This is a genomic window from Vibrio hangzhouensis (assembly GCF_900107935.1).
Taxonomy (GTDB): Bacteria; Pseudomonadota; Gammaproteobacteria; order Enterobacterales; family Vibrionaceae; genus Vibrio; species Vibrio hangzhouensis.
Genome location: NZ_FNVG01000010.1, coordinates 87,791 through 107,178 on the forward strand (window position 1 = coordinate 87,791; position 19,388 = coordinate 107,178).

Here is a 19,388-nt window from a genome sequence, read left to right on the forward strand (position 1 = left end):
CCGTATACGGCACTTTTTTTAAAACTAGGTGATTTTTTTGACAGAATCACGTTCTACAACTTCGGGGTGCATTTCGAAAATGCGTTTTTCGTGACCTTTATCTTTGATTCTTTCTAGAAGAATCTCAAAAGCATTCTTACCGACACGGCGTTTTGGCTGGTGAATGGTTGTCAATGGTGGTGAGAAATATTCTGCCAGTTCAATATTGTCGTAACCAATGACCGAGATGTCTTCAGGTACATTTACACCGAGTTGTTGAAGGCGACTCATCAATCCCAATGCCATTGTATCGTTGAAGCAGAAAATCGCAGTTGGACGATCTTCCATCGCTGCGATTCTGTTGGCGGCGATCACTGCAGTGTCACACTCGAAATTACCTTCGAGGATGCGGTCCTCTTTCATCTCGATTCCGGCTTCTGCCAGAGCACGTTTATAACCAACGATACGCTCCTGACAAACGGCTTTTTCCAGATGGCCACTCAGGCAGGCAATATCAGTATGGCCATTCTCGATAAGGAATTTCGTTGCCAGATAGCCACCTTCTTCAGAGTTGTCGATGATCTTGTCCGCTTGAGAGCTTTCTGGGCCCCAGTCCATAATAACTTTAGGAATATCAGACTGGCGGTCCAACATTTCCAGCAGCTCCTCAGTGAGATCCGAACACATGACCAGAATGCCGTCGACGCGCTTTTCGGCAAGCATGCGAATATAGTCTCTTTGTTTCTCGTAAACACCACCAGTGTTACACAGGATCAAAGTGTAACCCTGACGGTAGCAATAGCTTTCTACACCATCAATCACTTCTGAAAAAAACAGGTTGGTTGATTGAGTAACCAGCATACCGATGGTCTTGGTAGAGTTGCACTTCAGACTACGGGCAACGGCACTAGGTGCATAATTCAGTTCGTCGACAGCTGCCATGACTTTCTCTTGCGTGGCTTCTGCTACAAAACGAGTTTTGTTGATAACGTGAGAAACAGTGGTCGTAGAAACGCCGGCTAGGCGGGCGACATCTTTAATTGTTGCCATAGCTATATCCTATTAGTCGCGGCTTGCTTATATGTAGAGTATACCGCTTCGAATTGAGTGACCTCAAACGTTTGCTTCGCAAGAAGCCAGACAAAGCGAGATCGACTGTATTGTGCATTCCGAATGATAAAAACCGCTTTTGCGAAGGCCTGGCTTAATAATGTCTTTATTATAAATAGCGAACGCGAAAACGGATTTTACATTTAAACGGCGGATTGTAGACGCACCACAAGGCACAAGCAATCACTTATACAACAAAATTATAGATAAGGCGCATTTTTGCTCATCTGATGTAAGAGAGCCAGAGCATACGCCTGAACTATTTAGGCTTGATCACCTTTTAGGTAGGTCAGATCCAAGCGGATAAATGCTTCTAATAATCTTGCTGCCGCTGCATAAAAGCCAAATTCATCATGCTGTTGGCATTTAGTGACAAATTGGGGCACCCATGAAAGTAAAAAACCTTCGATGAAGCGAGCTTGCTCCTCGAATGCTCTGTTCATATGAGCTTCTGCTTCGAGTTCGTTGGAACGGATAATCAGGTTGCCTAAAAAATCCAGTTCGATAGCGAGGTGGTCTGCGGGTTCATTTAAATTCTCATCAACCGCAATGCTGTGTTTACTGAGCAACTCAGCCATCTCTTGAGCAGGCTTATCATTGAGCAGGCCAGACTCACCGATGTACATGGAAGCGTAGGGTAGTGCACCATGTTTGTCGGTTTTCAGGAACAAGTCACAGAAATCCGCTGAAAGTTCCAGTTGAGCATCTTCCCGAACCTGAAGTCTATTTAACGCATCGACGAGACTTTCGATAGCCTGTGTCAGTGTGGCGTTTTCCCCGAGTCCGGTTAAGAACGCACGAATTTCCGGACTGTGGTATTTGTCCAGTTCTTCGGTTGTCAGTTCTTTAGCAAACAGGCTTGATAGCCACCAATATATTTCTGCGCGTTGTTCATTAAATGCTTTGATTTCTTGCATTTTTGTTATCTCCAAAAGTGATATCACTATTTTAGCCAATAAAGATGAACAACAGTAATTATAGATATGAAAAAACATATCCAGTTGTGAAAGAAAATGAATAAAAAGAAGGGGTTGGGGGGGTAATTTATCGTGAGATTTAGTTGCATATCCGGAGCTGAAGTTGGATTTGTTTTGAATCAAGAAAACACACATTTTCTTCAAAACGACGCAATGTGCGCTAGAATTGTGACTAATTATGAATAGAATGGCATGGTCATTAGAGATTGAGAATAAAGACATGAAATATCACGTATTGGTAGTGGAAGATGATGTCGTTACTCGCAGTAAGCTTGTCGGCTATTTTGAAAGCGAAGGTTATTTAGTGAGTGAAGCAGAGAGCGGTGAGCAAATGCGCCAGATCCTTCAGGAATCGAGCATTGATCTCGTCATGCTGGATATCAACCTTCCTGGCGAAGATGGCTTGATGCTAACACGTGAGCTGAGAAGCCAGTCAGACATCGGCATTATTCTTGTCACCGGACGTACGGATAGTATTGATCGTATTGTCGGGCTCGAAATGGGTGCGGATGACTATGTGACTAAGCCGTTTGAGCTACGAGAGCTGCTGGTTCGTGTTAAGAACCTGCTTTGGCGCATTTCCCTTGCGAGAAAACAGCCCGTAGTAGAACAGGATGTGCAGAATGAAAATCTTATCTTCTTTAGTGACTGGGTGTTTGATAAGCAGCGTCGTTCACTGAGCAATAATGGTGAACCAGTCAAATTAACAAAAGCAGAATACGAACTGTTGGTTGCGTTGTCGGCCTACCCAAATCAAGTGCTTAGCCGTGAGCGTATCCTAAACATGATTAGCCATCGGGTCGATGCGCCTAATGATCGAACCATTGATGTATTGATTCGTCGAATGCGCGCTAAAATGGAATCGGACCCTAAAAACCCACAAATCTTTATTACGGTTCACGGCGAAGGGTACATGTTCGCAGGCGACTGATTGTTTTAGTTGTCGAATAAAAGCCAGACCATCTTTTGACGGGCTGGCTTTTTTAATGGTTTATTTACCACAGACGTTATTCAGGTAATGAGTGGCGTCGCAAGCAGAAGAACTATTGAGAGGGGACAGGCTCTTCCGGAGCGAGTTCGGCTTCCAGATCTTCGACAGTCACCTTATCGGATACCTGTGGTTGTTCCAGTTCGGATACGACAGGTAGGAATTCCTGATTGCCCTCATTTGCGACCCAGTCTCGTAGACCCTGCCAAATTTGCCCCATGGTTTCGTGCCAATAGCGTTCGGTCTGCTCAAGGTAACGTGATTGAGGAGTATACTTTTGCCAGGCTTGATCAATTTCCTTCTGCGCCAGGAAGTTGGTTGGTGCAGGGTACGGAGACAGCCCGGCAGACTCGAACTCATTCATCGCTCGCTTCATATGACTTGCTGATGTAACCAGAACAAGTTTTTTACTCTGCACGAAAGCGGCAGCTTGCCTCGCTTCTTCCCAGGTGTCTTTGGCAGTCTCAAGTAGAATGATATCAGGTTTTGAAACGCCTAATGCCAGTGCCACTTTTGCCATCACACGGGCGTGGCTTACATCGGTTCCACCAGCATAGCCTGACAAAATGAGCTTAGCGCCAGGATACATGCGTAATATGCGTATTCCTTCTGACAATCTCATTAGTGAAGCGCGACTCAGTTCTGAGGTGGGAGGGACTTGGTCATCCACGACATGACCACCGCCTAAAACCATGACATAGTCGATGGTCTCATTAATGGGGAGAAACGCACTGTACTGGCGCTCAAGTGGCATAAGCAAGCGACTTGACAAAGGTTGGAAAGAAATAAGAAATGTCCCACACAGAGAGACAAGAATAATCAGGCTTCCTAGCTTACGGCGCGCCGTAAACATAATGAGAATCAAGCCCAAGAAGCCAAGGATTAACATGGCAGGCAAAGGCATTAGTAAGGAAGACACGACCTTTTTCAGCTCAAACATAGAATAATAGTCCGAAAAAACACCACTTAACGCTAAAAAAGGGAGTTGACCCTTTATTCCTGTCACTTATATGACAGAATAGCTGTACGACTGGTTATCTTAACTTAATAAACCGTGATGCAAGACCGAAATTTCGACGATATCGCCCACAAATTTGCAAAAAATATTTACGGCTCTGAAAAGGGAGAAATTCGCCAAACCATTGTTTGGGAAGACTTAACCCAAGCTCTTGCCGAGTTGGATGATACTAGAAAAACGTTGCAAGTTTTAGATGCAGGAGGGGGTTTAGGGCAAGTTTCTCAACGAATTGCCGAGCGAGGGCACAGTATTACATTGTGTGACCTCTCTTCTGAAATGCTCAAACTAGCAAAAGCAGATGTTGAAAAAAATGGCCTACTCTCGCAATATCGCTGGATTCATAGTCCGGTACAGCGTATTGCAGAGCACATGCAGCAGCCTGTGAATCTGATGTTGTTTCATGCCGTAATGGAATGGTTAGCGGATCCCAGACCAGCGCTTGAAGCGGTATTAGCTCAAGTGAAACCCGGTGGTATCGCTTCTGTCATGTTTTACAACCATCATGGCTTAGTGTTCAAAAATGTTATATGTGGCAATATCCCCCACGTGTTAGAGGGTATGCCGCATAGAAAAAGATTTAAGCTTCAGCCTCAAAAGGGTCTGAAGCCAGAGGAAGTGTATCAGTGGATTGAAGACGCCGGATTTGAAATATGTGGTAAATCCGGTATTCGTTCGTTCAGTGATTACATCGGCAATATGCAGTACATGGGAGAGTACACCGCAGAGGATGTGCTTAAAATTGAGCAACAACTGTGTCGTCAAGAACCGTATCTCTCCATGGGCCGATACATTCATGTATGGGCCAGGAAAAAACAATAACAGGAAAGACCATGAGTGATAACACTCTGATTGCGGATGACCGCCCGATAGATGAACTCGTCGGTTGGGTCAAACAGCATGATTTTGCATTGAATCTTTCCACTGAACGGTTGGCATTTCTCATCTCCATCGCGGTGCTGAGTAATGAAAGATTTGATGAAGAGCTGGGTGAAGGTGAATTGCATGATGCGTTCAAAATCGTGACCCAGCAATTTGAGCAAACGGGCGAAGCCACCGCGTTTCGTGCCAACAATGCCATTAATGAGTTGGTGAAGCAGCGACTGCTGAGTCGATTTACCAGCGAAGTCAATGATGGCGCGAGTATATACAGACTTAGCCCTTTGGCTATTGGTATAACCGACTATTACGTCAGACATCGAGAATTCTCTAAACTCCGACTTTCTATTCAGCTCTCCATGATTGCCGGTGAGATGGCGAAAGCTATCCAGGCCGCACAGGAGGGAGGCACGGTAGATCACTGGCGTAAGAATGTGTTTGCTGTGCTGAAGTACTCGGTGGGGGAGATTTTTGACCAAATCGATCTCAACCAGCGCGTAATGGATGAGCAGCAGCAGTCGGTGAAAGTCCAGATTGCAGAGCTATTGAACAAAGATTGGCGTGAAGCTATCAATAACTGTGAAACACTTCTGTCCGAGACGTCCGCGACGTTACGAGAGTTGCAAGATACGCTGCAGGCAGCGGGTGACGAATTACAAACGCAGATCCTGGATATTCAGGAACTGGTGTACGGTGATGACGAGTTGGAGTTCGTTGGCGAGGCATTGTTTGGTTTGCAAATGAAGCTCGACCGAATTATTAGCTGGGGTCAGCAAGCTATCGACTTATGGATAGGTTATGACCGTCACGTTCATAAGTTTATCCGTACCGCAATAGATATGGATCAGAACCGGGCATTCAGTCAAAGGTTACGTCAATCCGTTACCGACTATTTTGATGCGCCTTGGTATCTGACTTATGCCGATGCCGAGAAGCTGAGAGATCTCAGGGATGAAGCCCTTGTCCTTCGTAATGACGAAGTTACAGGTGCAGTGCCACTGGAAGTGGAATACGAAGAATTTGAACAAGTAAATGATGAGCTTGCAGAGCGCATTGGAGAGATGCTGAAAGTCCACAAACAACAAGGCACGCCAATCGACTTAGGCATAGTGCTAAGAGATTACTTAGCCTCGCATCCGCATACCCATCATTTCGATCTCGCACGAATTGTTGTCGACCAGGCGGTCAGACTTGGTTACTCGCAGTCTGATTACTCCGCTATTCAGCCCGACTGGCAGGCGATCAACGATTTTGGCGCAAAGGTACAAGCAAATGTCATCGACAAATATTGACGAATACATGCCAGAAAAACTGGCAAAAGCGATCACAAACCCGCTGTTTCCAGCACTCGATAGTGCACTTCGCGCGGGAAAACATATCTCCAGCGAAGATATGGACAACCATGCGTTGTTATCTGACTTTGAAATGGAGTTAGCCAGTTTTTACCAACGCTATAACACTGAGCTGGTTAAGGCTCCAGAGGGCTTTTTCTATTTACGACCACGTTCCACTACATTGATTGGGCGTAGTGTCCTTTCGGAACTAGATATGCTGGTGGGTAAAGTATTGTGTTTCCTTTATCTGAGCCCCGAACGTCTGGCCCACGAAGGTATTTTTACCAATCAGGAACTGTACGAAGAGTTACTGGCACTGGCTGATGAGAAAAAGCTGATGCGATTGGTGACCAACCGAGCAACGGGCTCTGATCTGGACAAAGAAAAACTGTTTGAAAAAGTGCGTACTTCGTTGCGTCGACTTCGCCGCCTGGGAATGACCATTTCAATCGGTGATACCGATAAGTTTCGCATCAGTGAAGCCGTGTTCCGTTTTGGAGCAGATGTGCGAATCGGCGATGACATGCGCGAAGCGCAGCTAAGACTGATTCGTGATGGCGAAGCGGTTGTTCACACTCAGGCTCCGTCTCAGGGAAGCTTGATTCCAGGTGAACAAGCGAATGCTTCCGAAGGCATTGAACGTGAAGATACCCAGCAAATTCAACAGGAGGCTGACGTATGATTGAAAGAGGTAAGTATCAATCGATGACGATGGTCAACTGGAACGGCTTCTTTGCACGTACTTTTGACATCGACAGTTTGGTGACCACACTATCCGGTGGTAATGGTGCGGGTAAATCCACCACCATGGCGTCTTTTATTACTGCACTTATCCCGGACCAGAGCTTACTGCATTTTCGTAACACAACGGAAGCGGGTAGCTCTCAAGCATCCAGAGATAAGGGCCTGTACGGTAAGCTGCAGCCGGGCACCTGTTATTCGGCATTGGATGTGGTCAACTCTCGCAATCAGCGCATCTTATTTGCGGTGAAACTTCAACAGGTCGCGGGTCGGGACAAAAAAGTCGATATCAAGCCATTTATCATTCAGGGCTTGCCGAGCAGTGTGAAGCCAACGGATATCTTGATTGAAGCGGTATCGGATAACCATGCTCGCGTACGTCAAATCAATGAAGTTAAAGACGCTGTAAGCTCAATGGAAGGCGTGCACTTTAAAGCCTTCAACTCGATTGTGGACTATCACGCGCAAATGTTTGAGTTTGGCGTTTTGCCGAAGAAACTGCGTAACAACAGTGACCGTTCAAAATTCTACCGTTTGATTGAAGCCTCACTATATGGTGGTATCTCGAGCGCCATAACCCGTTCTTTACGTGATTACCTGTTACCACAAAACGGTGGGGTGAAGAAAGCGTTTCAGGATATGGAATCCGCACTGCGAGAAAACCGCCTGACTCTGGAAGCGATTAAGACCACTCAGGCTGACCGTGATCTTTTCAAACACTTGATTACAGAGTCGACTAATTATGTTGCGGCTGACTATATGCGTCATGCTAATGAGCGTCGCAACAAGCTGGAAACCACATTGTCGATGCGCAGTGAGCTGTTCGGTTCCAGACAGACCCTGATTGCACAAAATGAGTTGCTCAACAAAGTACAGCAAGAGCTGTCTATGTTGCTCGAGAGTGAATCCGGATTGGAACAGGATTACCAGGGGGCTCAGGACCATTTATTGCTGGTTCAGAACGCCTTGCGTCAACAAGAAAAAATCGAACGCTATCAGGAAGATCTTGAGGAGCTCAATGAGCGACTTGAAGAACAGATGATGGTGGTAGAAGAGGCGACAGAGCGCAAGCTGGCAGCAGAAGAGCAGGCCACATTTGCAGAAGAAGAGGTGGACAGCCTCAAGACTCAACTTGCCGACTATCAACAGGCTCTGGACGTTCAACAAACTCGTGCACTGCAATATCAACAAGCGGTTCAGGCACTCGATAAAGCTCGTGACCTGCTTGCAGATGACTCGTTAAATCAGGACAAAGCCGTTGAAACACTCCAGCAACTGAAAGCCGATGAAACTAAAAGTACTGCACAGGTACTAGAGCTTAAACATCGCCTGGACATGTCTTCGGCTGCGGCCCAACAATTTGAGTTGGCACTATCTCTGGTTAAACAGGTCGCCGGTGACGTTGTTCGTACCGAAGCAGGCAGCATTGCCCGATCGATGTTGAAACAAAGTGATGAACAGCAACAGCTATTGAAAAATGAGACTCAGTTGCGAGCTCAGTACCGCGAAGTAGAGAAAAACATTGAGCGACAAGAGCAGGCCAAACAACTTGCCAGTGAACTCGAGCAAACTGGGGTACGTGTTGCCACTGATGTTGATCTTGAACTGGAAGCAGAAAGTCAGCGTGAACGTGTGCTCGAAGTTGAACAGCAGCTTGATACGTTGAGAGACTGCGCCGGAGAACTGAAGCAGCGTGAACAAGAGTTCACCTCTGCGATGAGCAAACTGGAAAGTTATGCTCCTAATTGGATTCGCTCGTTCAATGCTCTGGAAGATCTTCGTGAGCAAAGCGGACTGGAGTTAACAGATCGCGCTGATGTCATCAGTTCGATGCAAGAGATCAATGATAAAGAGCGTCAAACGGCGTTCGATCGTGATGTATTAGCCAAAAGAAGGGAAGAACTGGAGCAGGAAATCGAGCGTCTGGCTTCTCCTGGAGGCTCAAATGACCCGCGCCTGAAAGGTTTGGCTGATACATTAGGTGGCGTTTTGTTATCGGAGATCTATGACGATATCACCATTAATGATGCGCCATATTTCAGTGCTATGTACGGTCCGGCACGTCATGCTATCGTGGTTTCTAACCTTGAAGGTATTAAGGAGAAACTGGTCGAACTGGATGACTGCCCGGAAGACCTGTACATCATTGAAGGTGATATCGATGCGTTTGATGACAGTTCATTCGATGCAGATGAACTAGACGGAGCGGTTTGTGTTCAATTGAATGAAAGGCAGCTACGTTATTCTCGTTTTCCGAAAATTCCGCTATTTGGACGAGCAGCACGTGAACAAAGACTGGAACTGCTGCGCGAACAACGCGAAGAAACGGTTGAAAAGCATGCTAAAGCTGCTTTTGATGCGCAAAAACTGCAGCGTTTGTATCAGGCATTTAATGCCTTTGCAGCACAACACATGCAACTAGCCTTTGAAGCGGACCCTGAAGCAGAGTTAGCCCGTTTACGTGAGCAGCGTAGCCAAGTTTCTCGCGAACTGAATGAGAATAAACAACGTGAACAGCAAGTCAGCTCGCAGCTGGCGAAAGCGAAGCACACTGTCACCTTACTGGACCGATTGGCCATATCATCAAATGTACTGTTTGATGAGACATTGACGGAACGTTTTCAGGCGCTCAATGAACAGATTGAAGCATTGAACTCGGCGAAGGCTTTCATGCATCAGCACGAGAAAACACTCGATAAGTTATCAGCTGTGGTCAACGCGCTAGATAGTGACCCAGAGCAGTTTGATGCATTAAGCCAAGAGTACCAACAAGCGGACAAAGCACTGCAGGCATTAAAAGCTCAGATCTTTGCGGTTGCCGATCTGGCAGAGCGACGTCCTTACTTTGCGTATGCAGACTCAGTGGATATGCTGAGTCAGAGCAGTGAACTGAGTGAACAGCTTAAAACCAAATTGGTTCAGGCAGAAGCGAGTCGTACCCGTTTGCGAGATGAACTGAAGCAGGTTCAGGAACAGAGCAACCAGTACAATCAGGTGTTGGCGTCGCTTAAGAGTTCACATCAGGCGAAACAGGAAACGGTTCAGGAGTTCAAAGCGGAACTTCAGGAATACGGCATCGTCCCTGATGAGTCGGCGCTTGAACGCGCGGAAAAGCGTCGTGATGAACTACAGATTGCGTTGCAAACTTCTCGTAGTCGCAAGTCGGAATATGAGAAAACCATGACCTCGACAGAACTGGAAATGAAGGGGCTGGCAAAGCGCCTGAAGAAAGTCCAGAAGGAGTACATCGAACTACGTGCTTATGTGGTTGCGGCTAAAGCGGGGTGGTGCAGTGTATTGCGCCTTGCCAAAGCGAACGATGTTGAACGTCGCTTGCATAAGCGTGAGTTGGCTTATTTGAGTGCGGGTGAGCTACGCTCGATGTCAGATAAATCGTTGGGCGCATTGCGTCTGGCTGTTGCTGACAATGAAGATCTTCGTGATTCATTACGTCAGTCCGAAGATACCTCTAAGCCAGAGCGTAAGGTTCTGTTTTATATTGCGGTCTATCAGCATCTGCGAGAACGCATTCGTCAGGATATTATTCGCACGGATGATCCTGTGGAAGCGATCGAAGAGATGGAAGTGGAACTGGCTCGTCTGACAGAGGAACTGACGCAGCGCGAGAACCGTCTTGCGATAAGCTCTGAATCTGTATCGAGCATCATCAATAAGACGATCCAGCGAGAACAGAACCGTATTCGCATGCTCAATCAGGGCCTGTCGAACATTCATTTCGGTCAGGTGAAAGGCGTGCGTTTGAATGTGAAGATCCGTGAGAGTCATGAACAGCTTCTGGTGGCACTGACAGGTGATCACAAGGATCTGTTTGAAAGCTCTCGCTATACCTTCTCGGAAGCAATGGCGAAGCTATTCCAGCGAGTGAATCCTCATATTGACATGGGACAGCGTTCCCCACAGGTGCTGGGTGAAGAGCTATTAGATTATCGTAACTACCTGGAACTGAGTGTAGAAGTGAATCGTGGTTCTGATGGTTGGTTACAAGCTGAATCGGGTGCCCTGTCGACCGGTGAAGCGATTGGTACCGGTCAGTCGATTCTTCTTATGGTGGTGCAGAGCTGGGAAGAAGAATCCCGTCGCTTGCGCAGCAAAGATATTCTGCCATGCCGACTGTTGTTCCTCGATGAAGCCGCCCGTCTCGATGCGAAGTCGATTGCGACTCTGTTTGAGCTTTGTGACCGTCAGGGAATGCAGCTTCTAATCGCAGCGCCTGAAAACATCAGTCCAGAAAAAGGGACTACCTATAAGCTGGTTCGTAAAGTGTTCAAAGATCACGAACATGTACATGTGGTGGGACTTCGTGGCTTTGGTGAGAATAAGCGACTGGAAGATGCCGAGAAGCTTGTCGAGCAGGTAACGGCTTAGAGTTGGTTCGTTGACAAAAATGCCTCCACATGACAATGGAGGCATTCTTGTCATATCTATACTGGGCCGTGCCTTTGCTAGATGACTGCGACATCGGTATCCAGCATGATAGGACAGTGTCGGGACTTAAGAGTCACTTCCAGATAGTTTGCTATTGAGGTCGGCTATTTGTTTCCAACGTTGAGGATACTTGTCTCCTAGCACAAGAAAAAAGTCGTCAAGATCCAATCTCTCATTTACAGCAATTTCGGCAATCCGATTCAAATAAATTTCTTCAGTTTCAAACGATCGAATGGGGTTTCGCTCCAAAAATAGCATCACAGCGTTACTCATATCTGCACTCCGCTTCAAAGAAAGTATCAAAGGGTTAAGGCACTGCACATTGATAACTATAGGGGTTTAAGACTTCTTTAGCTATTGATTTTTTTGTAGGTCGTTCTTTATGAACTCTAGCGCTTGCAATGCGACCTTTGGAACCACCTGATTAGCTGTCGGTCACTAAGTCATGACATTGGACCCTGCAATGTACCCAACTCTTAGCGACCGTATCCCTTTTCGTTACTACAATGGATAAAGATCAAAGAATCTAGCTATAGTAAAAAGGTTACTTTACCTTCGATAATTTACTTATTGCGCTTACGAGGTGGTGAGTTTTCTAAGTAGAATTGTGCCATAGGAGAAAGTTAGTGGACCGGCAATTGAAAATCCTTCACATCGTCAACAGGGTAGGCAACGGTGGTTCAGAGTCGGGTACCATTAATCTGGCACGTGGCCAGGCACATTTTCATCATGTTCGCGTCGTAGGGATCAAGCCCCCTCTGAAGACCAATCAAGACATCGCAGGCGCACTTATCAAATTACTAGAACAAGACGGAGTGGGTTATCATGAACTCAATTTCTCCAATTTACCGCCACGTTTGTTCGTTGCCGCATTTAGGTTAAAGTCTATCATTCAAAGCTTTGAGCCTGATATCGTACACTTGCATACCGACCATCCCGAATACTTATTTTCGATTATTAAACCCTGGGTAAAATGCCTGGTAGTGCGTACCATAAGAAATACCGTGTTCTGGCCCACAAGCACCTATCGAGGTCGCTTTACAGAGAGAAGAATTACCGATGCTGTCACTGTCCACTTTGACCACGACAATATCGCCTCGTTGAATCGGCGCAGAGCTGAGTTTGGTCTGAAACCACCCACCACTATTGAGGTGATTCCCAATGCGATTAACCGCCATTGCGAAACCAATAGTGCTGAAGCTCCGGTGCAGTACCATGAGGGATTCGTTAACTTGGGCTATATTGGACGTCTTTCATCTCAGAAAGGTCCTGATATTTTGTTTCAAGCTCTAGAGCAATTGCCAGCTCATACCGTTGTGTTGCATGTGATTGGTGATGGTGAAGATAAACAAAAGCTGATGAAAATGGCGGAGTCTATACAGCAAGAAATCATATTCTATGGTGCAGTCCCTTTTGCCAGGCAATATATAAAGGTCTTTGACTACCTTGTGGTGCCGTCTCGATATGAAGGCTTCGGACTTGTATCACTCGAAGCACAATTAGAAAAAACGCCAGTTATTGCCGCTCGCTCTCCTGGGTTATTAAACTCACTTCCTGAAGAATGGCCTTTGCTGTTTGACAATGAAAACAGCAAACAGCTAGCGGAGTTATTGACGCGCTTGATAGACGGTCAGGATGACTATACAGAGACAGTAAAAACTGGCTATGAGAATGCATTAAACTATACGATGGAAGCGCAAGTACGACGTTACACTGATCTTTATTTGCGATATCTGTAAAGTAGGTATGTCACTACCATTGTGAGCAGGGATGGGCTCTGTAGGCTCTGACAATTCAGAGCAGTCTATTTCTTCGAGGATGTTCCTGTTAACGATACCATACGCCACAAGCCGGGGCGGAAACGAAGCCTAGCCCTCAATTTTTTTCAGTAAATCGCCTTTCACTATCTCAAGTGCCTGCAAGGCGATTTTGGGGTCTACCTCATTACTTTCCAGTAGAAAGATAAGGTCAACGGCCAGTTTTATTTCTTCCGGCGCATGTTCTAATCCAGATTCATTCGACATTATATAAATTTCATCCTTTGGCTAATGGCATACTTAATGGCATTTATCGCACTCCGGCAACGTTGTAATCTTTGCTCGGTGGCAATGAGATCTTGTTTGCTTTGTCCTGAAGCGTCCAGTTTCAGCTCTTTTTCCCTGACCAGTTGACACAATCGCTGTTCCCAAGCCTTATGTTGCTTGAGGTCTGCTCGCAATTCAGTCAGAGGCTTGTTGTTCAGTGTCTGTCCGGAGCTTAACGGAAAGTCTGCCAATACTCTTTCCAGAGCTTCAAGTTGAGAACTAAAACGCTCGAGTAGGAATTCAACGGAAGACACATCACTCTGGCAATTGTTGATGTTTGTCAGAGCATGAACAAGGTTACGTTCCGCCTCTTCTACACAGGGGGTCAATTTGTACCCGGACGTATCAAAAAGGTGTTGATCGAAATAACGATGTCCCTGACTTATGTGTTGTTTATCGAATAAAAGTGCTTGGGTTTTGAGTTCCCCTAGTCTGGACTTTAGCTGGGCAATATTCATATGAGTCACCAAGTCAGCCGATATTTCGGCTAGAACCACGCCTCGTACGCGAGTTTGATCGCCAGGACACTGACGACAGAGACAAATATCGGTCGGATAAATTTAGCACCAAAGCGAATCGCTGAATGAGCTCCGATGTAAGCGCCAGCCATTAGACAAACGCCCATCGTTAAGCCTAGCACCCAATTGATATGACCTAAAACCGCAAATGTCACCAGCGAGGTAAAGTTACTGGTGAAATTCATCGCTTTTGCCAAGCCGGAGGCGAACAGAATATTCAGACGGTACAACGCCATGGAACTTACTGTCCAGAAGGCACCAGTTCCCGGACCCGCGACGCCGTCGTAAAAGCCGAGGGACAGTCCTTGTAAATATTGCTTTCTATTGAACGTAGGGCAGCCGATATCAACCTTATTATGCTCACCTTGAGGCGCGCGATGGAAAACGGTGTACAGGGCTGCTGCCAGGATAATCAGTGGCAGTACTTTTTCCAGCCACTCTGTGCTGATCATGTCGACCACTAACGTACCTAAGGTCGCGCCGAATAAGGTAGCGACAAAAGCCCGGAACCAGCATTCGGGGTTAAACAACCGTTTGCGGTAGTAAGTAAAAGCCGCAGTAGAGGAAGCAAAGGTGGCTGCCAGCTTATTGGTTCCCAGCGCAATATGGGGGGGTAATCCCAGTGAAAGTAGGGCGGGAACCGTTAACATGCCGCCGCCACCAGCAACGGCGTCAATAAAGCCCGCTGCAAATGCAACCAGCGCCAAAATCACCAACATGCTTGGTTCGATAAATTCCATCGAGACTTGTGACCTTTAATATTCAATAGTTCTTTTAAACGGGGGCAGGGAATCGAGCAGTGACTTGCCATACCTTTTTGTGACGATTCGCCTGTCGAGAATATAGAGCGTTCCGCAGTCTCTTTCTTTTCGCAGCAAACGGCCAGCAGATTGTATCAGCTTTTTACTTGCCTCAGGAACCGTAATCTGGAGAAATGCGTTGCCACCTTTGCTCTCTATATATTCTGCATGGGCCTGCTCAATGGGCGAGGTGGGTACTGCGAACGGGATTTTGGTGATGATCAGGTTTTCCAATAGTTCGCCCGGAAGATCCAATCCTTCTGAAAAACTGCCGGTACCAAATAGCACGCTGGTCTTGCCACATTGAGTCAACGTTTTATGTTTATTTAGAATTTCTGTGCGTGATTTTTCGCCCTGAACCTGTAATTGCCAGCCCTTAAGTGCGAACTTGGCTTTGACTTCGTCGGCGACTTTATTCATCTGCCAATAAGAAGAGAACAGTACCAGATTACTCTTTCCTTCCTGAATGTAGTTAAACAGCGAGTCGATGAGTTCGTCGGTAAACTGCGGCACCTGAGGTTCGTAACGCATTTTGGGCACAATGAGTTCTGCCTGGTCAGCATAGTTAAACGGAGAGGCTAATGCCAGAAACTGAACGCCGTCCTCGGCTTTTTGGCTGATCCCCGCCTGATTGCAAAAAAACGAAAATGAATTCAAAGCACGCATAGTGGCGGAAACCAGAACGGCACCAACGCATCGTGACCAAAGCTGTTGGTCAAGCTGCCAACCGACTTCCAATGGCGCAACACTGACAACATGGTCACCTTCTCGTTCACTGCTTTTCTCAACCCAGCGTGCTAATGGGGCGCCTTTCTCTTTTTGTGGTTCAGCCATAAGGCGCCAGACTGCGGCGAGGTTATCAAAGCGCTGGATATAAAATCCCAGCTCTGCCAGAGCGGGTTCGGCAATTCTGGCAGCGACTTCGCCGTCCTTGAGTCGCTCGGAGATAAGGTCGGCGATTTTGGCCGCGGCTTGGGCACCTTTTTGCGAATACTGTTTGAGTACTTTGGCTTGTTCCTCTAGCCAATCAGGTAGTTCGCCATTTTCAAACCGACAACTGTTTTCTTCAAAGGATAATCCTGAGCAGAACGTATTGACCTCACCAAGCATTGGGATGAGCTGTTGTATCGAGTCCTGAAGCTCGTTGCGAAAGCGACTGACACGTTTTTCATCAGCCAGACCAGAAAACTTAGCGGCAGACTGGTTCAGGCGCTCCAGCCAACTGGCCGCGCCTTTTAGTGTTGCCGCTGCAGAGGCGTGGTCTCGAGCAACGTGAGGCAAATGGTGGGCCTCGTCAAAGATAAAAATGGTGTTCTCCGGCTCCGGGAGAATCACACCGCCTCCTAAGTCCGCATCTGCCATCACTAAACTGTGGTTGGCGATGATGACATCATTTTTGTCCAGCTCTGAACGTGCCTTGGCAAACGGACAGCCTCGGTGCGCAGGCAAGCTGTTATTGCAACTGTGCTTTTCACTGACGATGGTCTGCCAGACAGCATCGCCAATGGGTTTGGGCCAGGAGTCGCGGTCACCATCCCATTTACCCTGTGCCAGTTTTTCGTACATAAGCTGCAGTTGCTTTATATCAGACGCTTTAGGCTTAGTTTCAAACATGGCGAGTTGGCCACCATCAGCACCACATGCTACGGCGAGCTTTTCTGCGCAACAGTATCGTTGTCTGCCTTTAGCAATAATAAAAGAGAAGTTCTGATCGGTAATGCGTCGAAACAGCGGCAGATCTTTATCGATAAGCTGTTCCTGCAGTGCGACGGTAGCGGTGGAAATAACAATCTTGCGGTTATTTTGTACCGCCACCGGAATGGTCGCCATTAAATAAGAGAGACTTTTACCAATTCCGGTTCCGGCTTCGGCCACCATCATGCGCGTCGACTTGTGATATTGACCACATAGTGTTTTAGCAATTTCTGAAACAAGATAGTTCTGTGCCCGTCTCGGAACAAAGTTTTCCAGCTGACTTTGCAGGTTCTGATAACTCTGGCGAATGGATTGTTGGATTTTACTGGTAAGCATAAGGTGACCCAAATTAACGACGTCGGAGTGTAGCACACTTTGGGTTTCAAAAAATATGGCCAAAATTCGCCGGGGTAAGTGGCTGGATTTAGATCGAAGTCACAAAAAATAAGTGAACTTTCATTAGGGGGGATATTTTTTGGATGGGAAAAAATATAAAACGCCAAAAAACCCACTTGTAACAAATAAAGTCCCGTTTGGGTGGGCTTTGTTTCTTGTTTAATGAAATAAAATACTGCCAAGTGTCATAAAAACAACATCGCTGTTGCAATTGAAAGGTGTTCAAAAAATTTGCAGTTGGTCACGCTGGTTTTTGTAAGTTGTTGTTTTTATTTGTTTTATATATATTTATTTATCTGGTTTAGAGTGTTTGACATTGCCTGATAACTTTTGCATTCTTGGTTTCGAGATTTAAAGGCGCTAAGTCAACCAAAGGACAAAAGGTTGTCGTTCTGAAGGAAGATTTAGACGTCACATATATTAAAAAAGGGAACCGAAAAGGAATTCCCATCTAAGAAAAGGCAGTGGATTATCATGAAAAAAACTCTAGTAGCTCTAGCAGTTCTAGCATCAGCTGGTTCTGCGCAAGCAATCGAACTTTATAACCAAGACAAAGTTACAGTTAACATGACTGGTGACGTTGAAGTTGTATACCTTAAAGATCGAGTTAAAGATGCTGAACTAACTCAAGAAATTCAAGACGCAGATTTCGGTTTTGATACTCGTTACCAAGTGAACGATGACCTTCAAATCGGTGCGTTCTGGGAGTTCTCTGGTGACGGCGGCGTAGCAGACACTGGTGACGTTTACATGGCGTTCTACTCTCAGTCTCTAGGTTCTATCAAGTTTGGTAAAACAGCTACAGCACTTGATGATGCAGGTATCGGTTCTGACTACCAGTTCGGTATTTCTTCATTCTTCCAAAACGGTACTCCTTTCTCTGGTGACGAAGCAATTCGTTATGACCTAGACAAAGGCACTTTCTACGTTTCAGCAGCATTCCTACAAGACAGAAACGGTAACAACGGTCTTGGTAACGACGGCACGTTCTTCGATGCAAAAGCTGGCTTCCGTGTAGCAGACTTCGACTTCACTGGTTTCGTTGGTAAAGCATCTTTCAAAGAAGAAGGTGCAGCGTTTGACGGTCAAGAAGAAACTCTATACGCTCTAGAAGCACGTTGGGGTGGTGTTGAAAACCTAAACCTAGCAGCTGGTTGGTACCGTGTTGACGGTGATACTGCAGGTGCAGACGTTGCTTCAGACACATTCGGTATCTCTGCAGACTACACATTTAACGCTATCAAATTTGCTGCAGGTTACAGCAACTCTTCAAACGACGTTGCTAACTCTGAAGACCTAAACTCTTGGTACCTAAACGCTGGTTATTCTCTAGCTCCTTCTACAACAGCTTATGTTGAAGTTGGTGGTGACGATGCAACAGATAACGAGCTAGGTTACGCAATCGGTCTAAAAGCTGAATTCTAATCACGCTTGTTGATTATCTTGCTTAAAAGCCACCTTCGGGTGGCTTTTTCTGTTTAATGAACAGTGTGTTAGAGCGCTCGGTTTATGCTAAAAATTACTAAAAAATACTTTTGTCTTTGGTTGAATATGGCATGATGACGGTACTGAGTCTGACTGAGTAAACCACAGAGTAATTAAGGAGTGACTCCAGTGAAGAGGTCTTTTATTGCAGCAGTGTTAACTGCAGGCGTTGTTTTTTCCACAAATTCGGCGACCCTCATTCCGATGAAGGGTATATCGTTACTGTACATTAATGGGCAGGAAGCGGAGTCAAAGATTAAACCTAATGAAGTAAAACCGGGCAAAACTCAGGTGGTACTTCAAATGGATAAAAAGGTGGGCCGAGGCAGCTCTCAAGCCGTGTACACGTCTGCCCCTTATGTACTGACGTTTGACGTTACCGGCGATGAAATTAAAATCAACCATCCGGTCGCGCGCAGTAAGCAAGAGGCGGAAGCGGTGTTTAGAACTGGCAACCCAGAGTGGCGAGTATCTCAGGATGGCAAATCGCTGACTTACTCCCAAGAGAAATTGCAAGGCCGTGAAGGTATGTTGCCATACATGGGTATGGTTGAACTGGTTGCCAAACATAATGAAGAACGCGGTATTACCTTTGGCAGTGGCGAAATGGTCGCGGCAGAAGTGGCAGCACCAGCTGTGGCAACGGCGGCGGTTGCCTCTGCTAACGGCAAGTCAGTTGAAGCCAAGCAAAATGCACAAACAGACAAGAAGACTATGCCAGCGGCAAGCAATGCCAATAACATTGAGCAGCTAAAAGCCTGGTATCTAAAAGCTTCTAAAGAGGAGCGTAAAGAATTCCGCAAATGGATGATCGATCAAGAGTAATTGACGCTCTCTATTTCACTTTTCTATTGAGGGGCAATATGCCCCTTTTTTGTGTCTGGCTAACAGGAATCTAACCATAGTCTGTCCAGAACTGGGTTATGATAACGCCATTATTC

16 protein-coding genes are annotated in these 19,388 nt (G+C 46.3%); 8 read left to right on the plus strand and 8 right to left on the minus strand.

Going from position 1 to position 19,388, the window contains the following annotated elements:
• Positions 1 to 24: 24 nt before the first annotated feature.
• Together purR and torD are read right to left on the minus strand one after the other, a co-directional pair.
• The gene (gene purR, locus C4S60_RS11740) at positions 25 to 1,029 is read right to left on the minus strand and encodes an HTH-type transcriptional repressor PurR (RefSeq protein WP_103880541.1); all 1,005 of its coding nucleotides are present in this window, start codon (positions 1,027 to 1,029) and stop codon (positions 25 to 27) included.
• A 323-nt stretch (positions 1,030 to 1,352) separates the two neighbouring features.
• The gene (torD, locus tag C4S60_RS11745; RefSeq protein WP_103880542.1) at positions 1,353 to 2,006 is read right to left on the minus strand and encodes a molecular chaperone TorD; all 654 of its coding nucleotides are present in this window, start codon (positions 2,004 to 2,006) and stop codon (positions 1,353 to 1,355) included.
• Positions 2,007 to 2,286: 280 nt separating this feature from the next.
• On the opposite strand from torD, the gene torR reads away from it, so the two are divergent.
• On the plus strand, positions 2,287 to 2,997 hold the full coding sequence (torR, locus tag C4S60_RS11750; protein WP_103880614.1) for a two-component system response regulator TorR: 711 nt from the start codon (positions 2,287 to 2,289) through the stop codon (positions 2,995 to 2,997).
• A 112-nt stretch (positions 2,998 to 3,109) separates the two neighbouring features.
• Here torR and elyC read toward each other — a convergent pair whose 3' ends face one another.
• The gene (gene elyC / locus C4S60_RS11755) at positions 3,110 to 3,994 is read right to left on the minus strand and encodes an envelope biogenesis factor ElyC (RefSeq protein WP_103880543.1); all 885 of its coding nucleotides are present in this window, start codon (positions 3,992 to 3,994) and stop codon (positions 3,110 to 3,112) included.
• Positions 3,995 to 4,108: 114 nt separating this feature from the next.
• Here elyC and cmoM point away from each other — a divergent pair, with 114 nt between their 5' ends.
• Genes cmoM through mukB form a run of 4 tightly spaced genes read left to right on the plus strand, consistent with a single transcriptional unit; the run spans position 4,109 to position 11,409 of the window.
• Positions 4,109 to 4,891, plus strand: coding sequence for a tRNA uridine 5-oxyacetic acid(34) methyltransferase CmoM (cmoM, locus tag C4S60_RS11760; protein ID WP_103880544.1), 783 nt, complete (start codon positions 4,109 to 4,111; stop codon positions 4,889 to 4,891).
• A gap of 11 nt (positions 4,892 to 4,902) precedes the next feature.
• The gene (gene mukF / locus C4S60_RS11765) at positions 4,903 to 6,240 is read left to right on the plus strand and encodes a chromosome partition protein MukF (protein ID WP_103880545.1); all 1,338 of its coding nucleotides are present in this window, start codon (positions 4,903 to 4,905) and stop codon (positions 6,238 to 6,240) included.
• Complete coding sequence (gene mukE, locus C4S60_RS11770; protein ID WP_103880546.1) at positions 6,221 to 6,964, plus strand: chromosome partition protein MukE; 744 nt, start codon at positions 6,221 to 6,223, stop codon at positions 6,962 to 6,964. Before mukF ends, mukE begins: the two co-directional genes overlap by 20 nt.
• Positions 6,961 to 11,409 carry a chromosome partition protein MukB gene (gene mukB / locus C4S60_RS11775; protein WP_103880547.1) on the plus strand — a complete coding sequence of 1,483 codons (4,449 nt, stop codon included), beginning with the start codon at positions 6,961 to 6,963 and terminating at the stop codon, positions 11,407 to 11,409. The genes mukE and mukB overlap by 4 nt, the downstream gene beginning before the upstream one ends.
• Positions 11,410 to 11,535: 126 nt before the next feature.
• Here mukB and C4S60_RS11780 read toward each other — a convergent pair whose 3' ends face one another.
• The gene (locus C4S60_RS11780; protein ID WP_103880548.1) at positions 11,536 to 11,742 is read right to left on the minus strand and encodes a hypothetical protein; all 207 of its coding nucleotides are present in this window, start codon (positions 11,740 to 11,742) and stop codon (positions 11,536 to 11,538) included.
• A gap of 353 nt (positions 11,743 to 12,095) precedes the next feature.
• Between C4S60_RS11780 and C4S60_RS11785 the strand changes: the two genes are divergently transcribed.
• Positions 12,096 to 13,208, plus strand: a complete 1,113-nt coding sequence (locus tag C4S60_RS11785; RefSeq protein WP_160111359.1) for a glycosyltransferase family 4 protein — start codon at positions 12,096 to 12,098, stop codon at positions 13,206 to 13,208.
• 129 nt (positions 13,209 to 13,337) lie between these two features.
• Here C4S60_RS11785 and rsmS read toward each other — a convergent pair whose 3' ends face one another.
• Genes rsmS through dinG form a run of 4 tightly spaced genes read right to left on the minus strand, consistent with a single transcriptional unit; the run spans position 13,338 to position 16,902 of the window.
• Positions 13,338 to 13,493: a pleiotropic regulatory protein RsmS gene (gene rsmS, locus C4S60_RS11790; protein ID WP_425275125.1), complete on the minus strand. Its 156-nt coding sequence runs from the start codon at positions 13,491 to 13,493 to the stop codon at positions 13,338 to 13,340.
• The gene (locus C4S60_RS11795; protein ID WP_103880551.1) at positions 13,493 to 14,011 is read right to left on the minus strand and encodes a primosomal replication protein; all 519 of its coding nucleotides are present in this window, start codon (positions 14,009 to 14,011) and stop codon (positions 13,493 to 13,495) included. Before C4S60_RS11795 ends, rsmS begins: the two co-directional genes overlap by 1 nt.
• A gap of 29 nt (positions 14,012 to 14,040) precedes the next feature.
• A complete protein-coding gene (locus tag C4S60_RS11800) occupies positions 14,041 to 14,811 on the minus strand; it encodes a TSUP family transporter (RefSeq protein WP_103880552.1) in 771 nt (256 codons plus the stop codon).
• Positions 14,812 to 14,826: 15 nt separating this feature from the next.
• A complete protein-coding gene (dinG, locus tag C4S60_RS11805; protein ID WP_103880553.1) occupies positions 14,827 to 16,902 on the minus strand; it encodes an ATP-dependent DNA helicase DinG in 2,076 nt (691 codons plus the stop codon).
• A 534-nt stretch (positions 16,903 to 17,436) separates the two neighbouring features.
• On the opposite strand from dinG, the gene C4S60_RS11810 reads away from it, so the two are divergent.
• Together C4S60_RS11810 and C4S60_RS11815 are read left to right on the plus strand one after the other, a co-directional pair.
• Positions 17,437 to 18,387 carry a porin gene (locus C4S60_RS11810; protein WP_103880554.1) on the plus strand — a complete coding sequence of 317 codons (951 nt, stop codon included), beginning with the start codon at positions 17,437 to 17,439 and terminating at the stop codon, positions 18,385 to 18,387.
• Positions 18,388 to 18,576: 189 nt separating this feature from the next.
• Positions 18,577 to 19,272 (plus strand): YccT family protein, encoded by a 696-nt coding sequence (locus C4S60_RS11815; protein ID WP_244183091.1) that lies wholly within the window; start codon positions 18,577 to 18,579, stop codon positions 19,270 to 19,272.
• Positions 19,273 to 19,388: the final 116 nt, after the last annotated feature.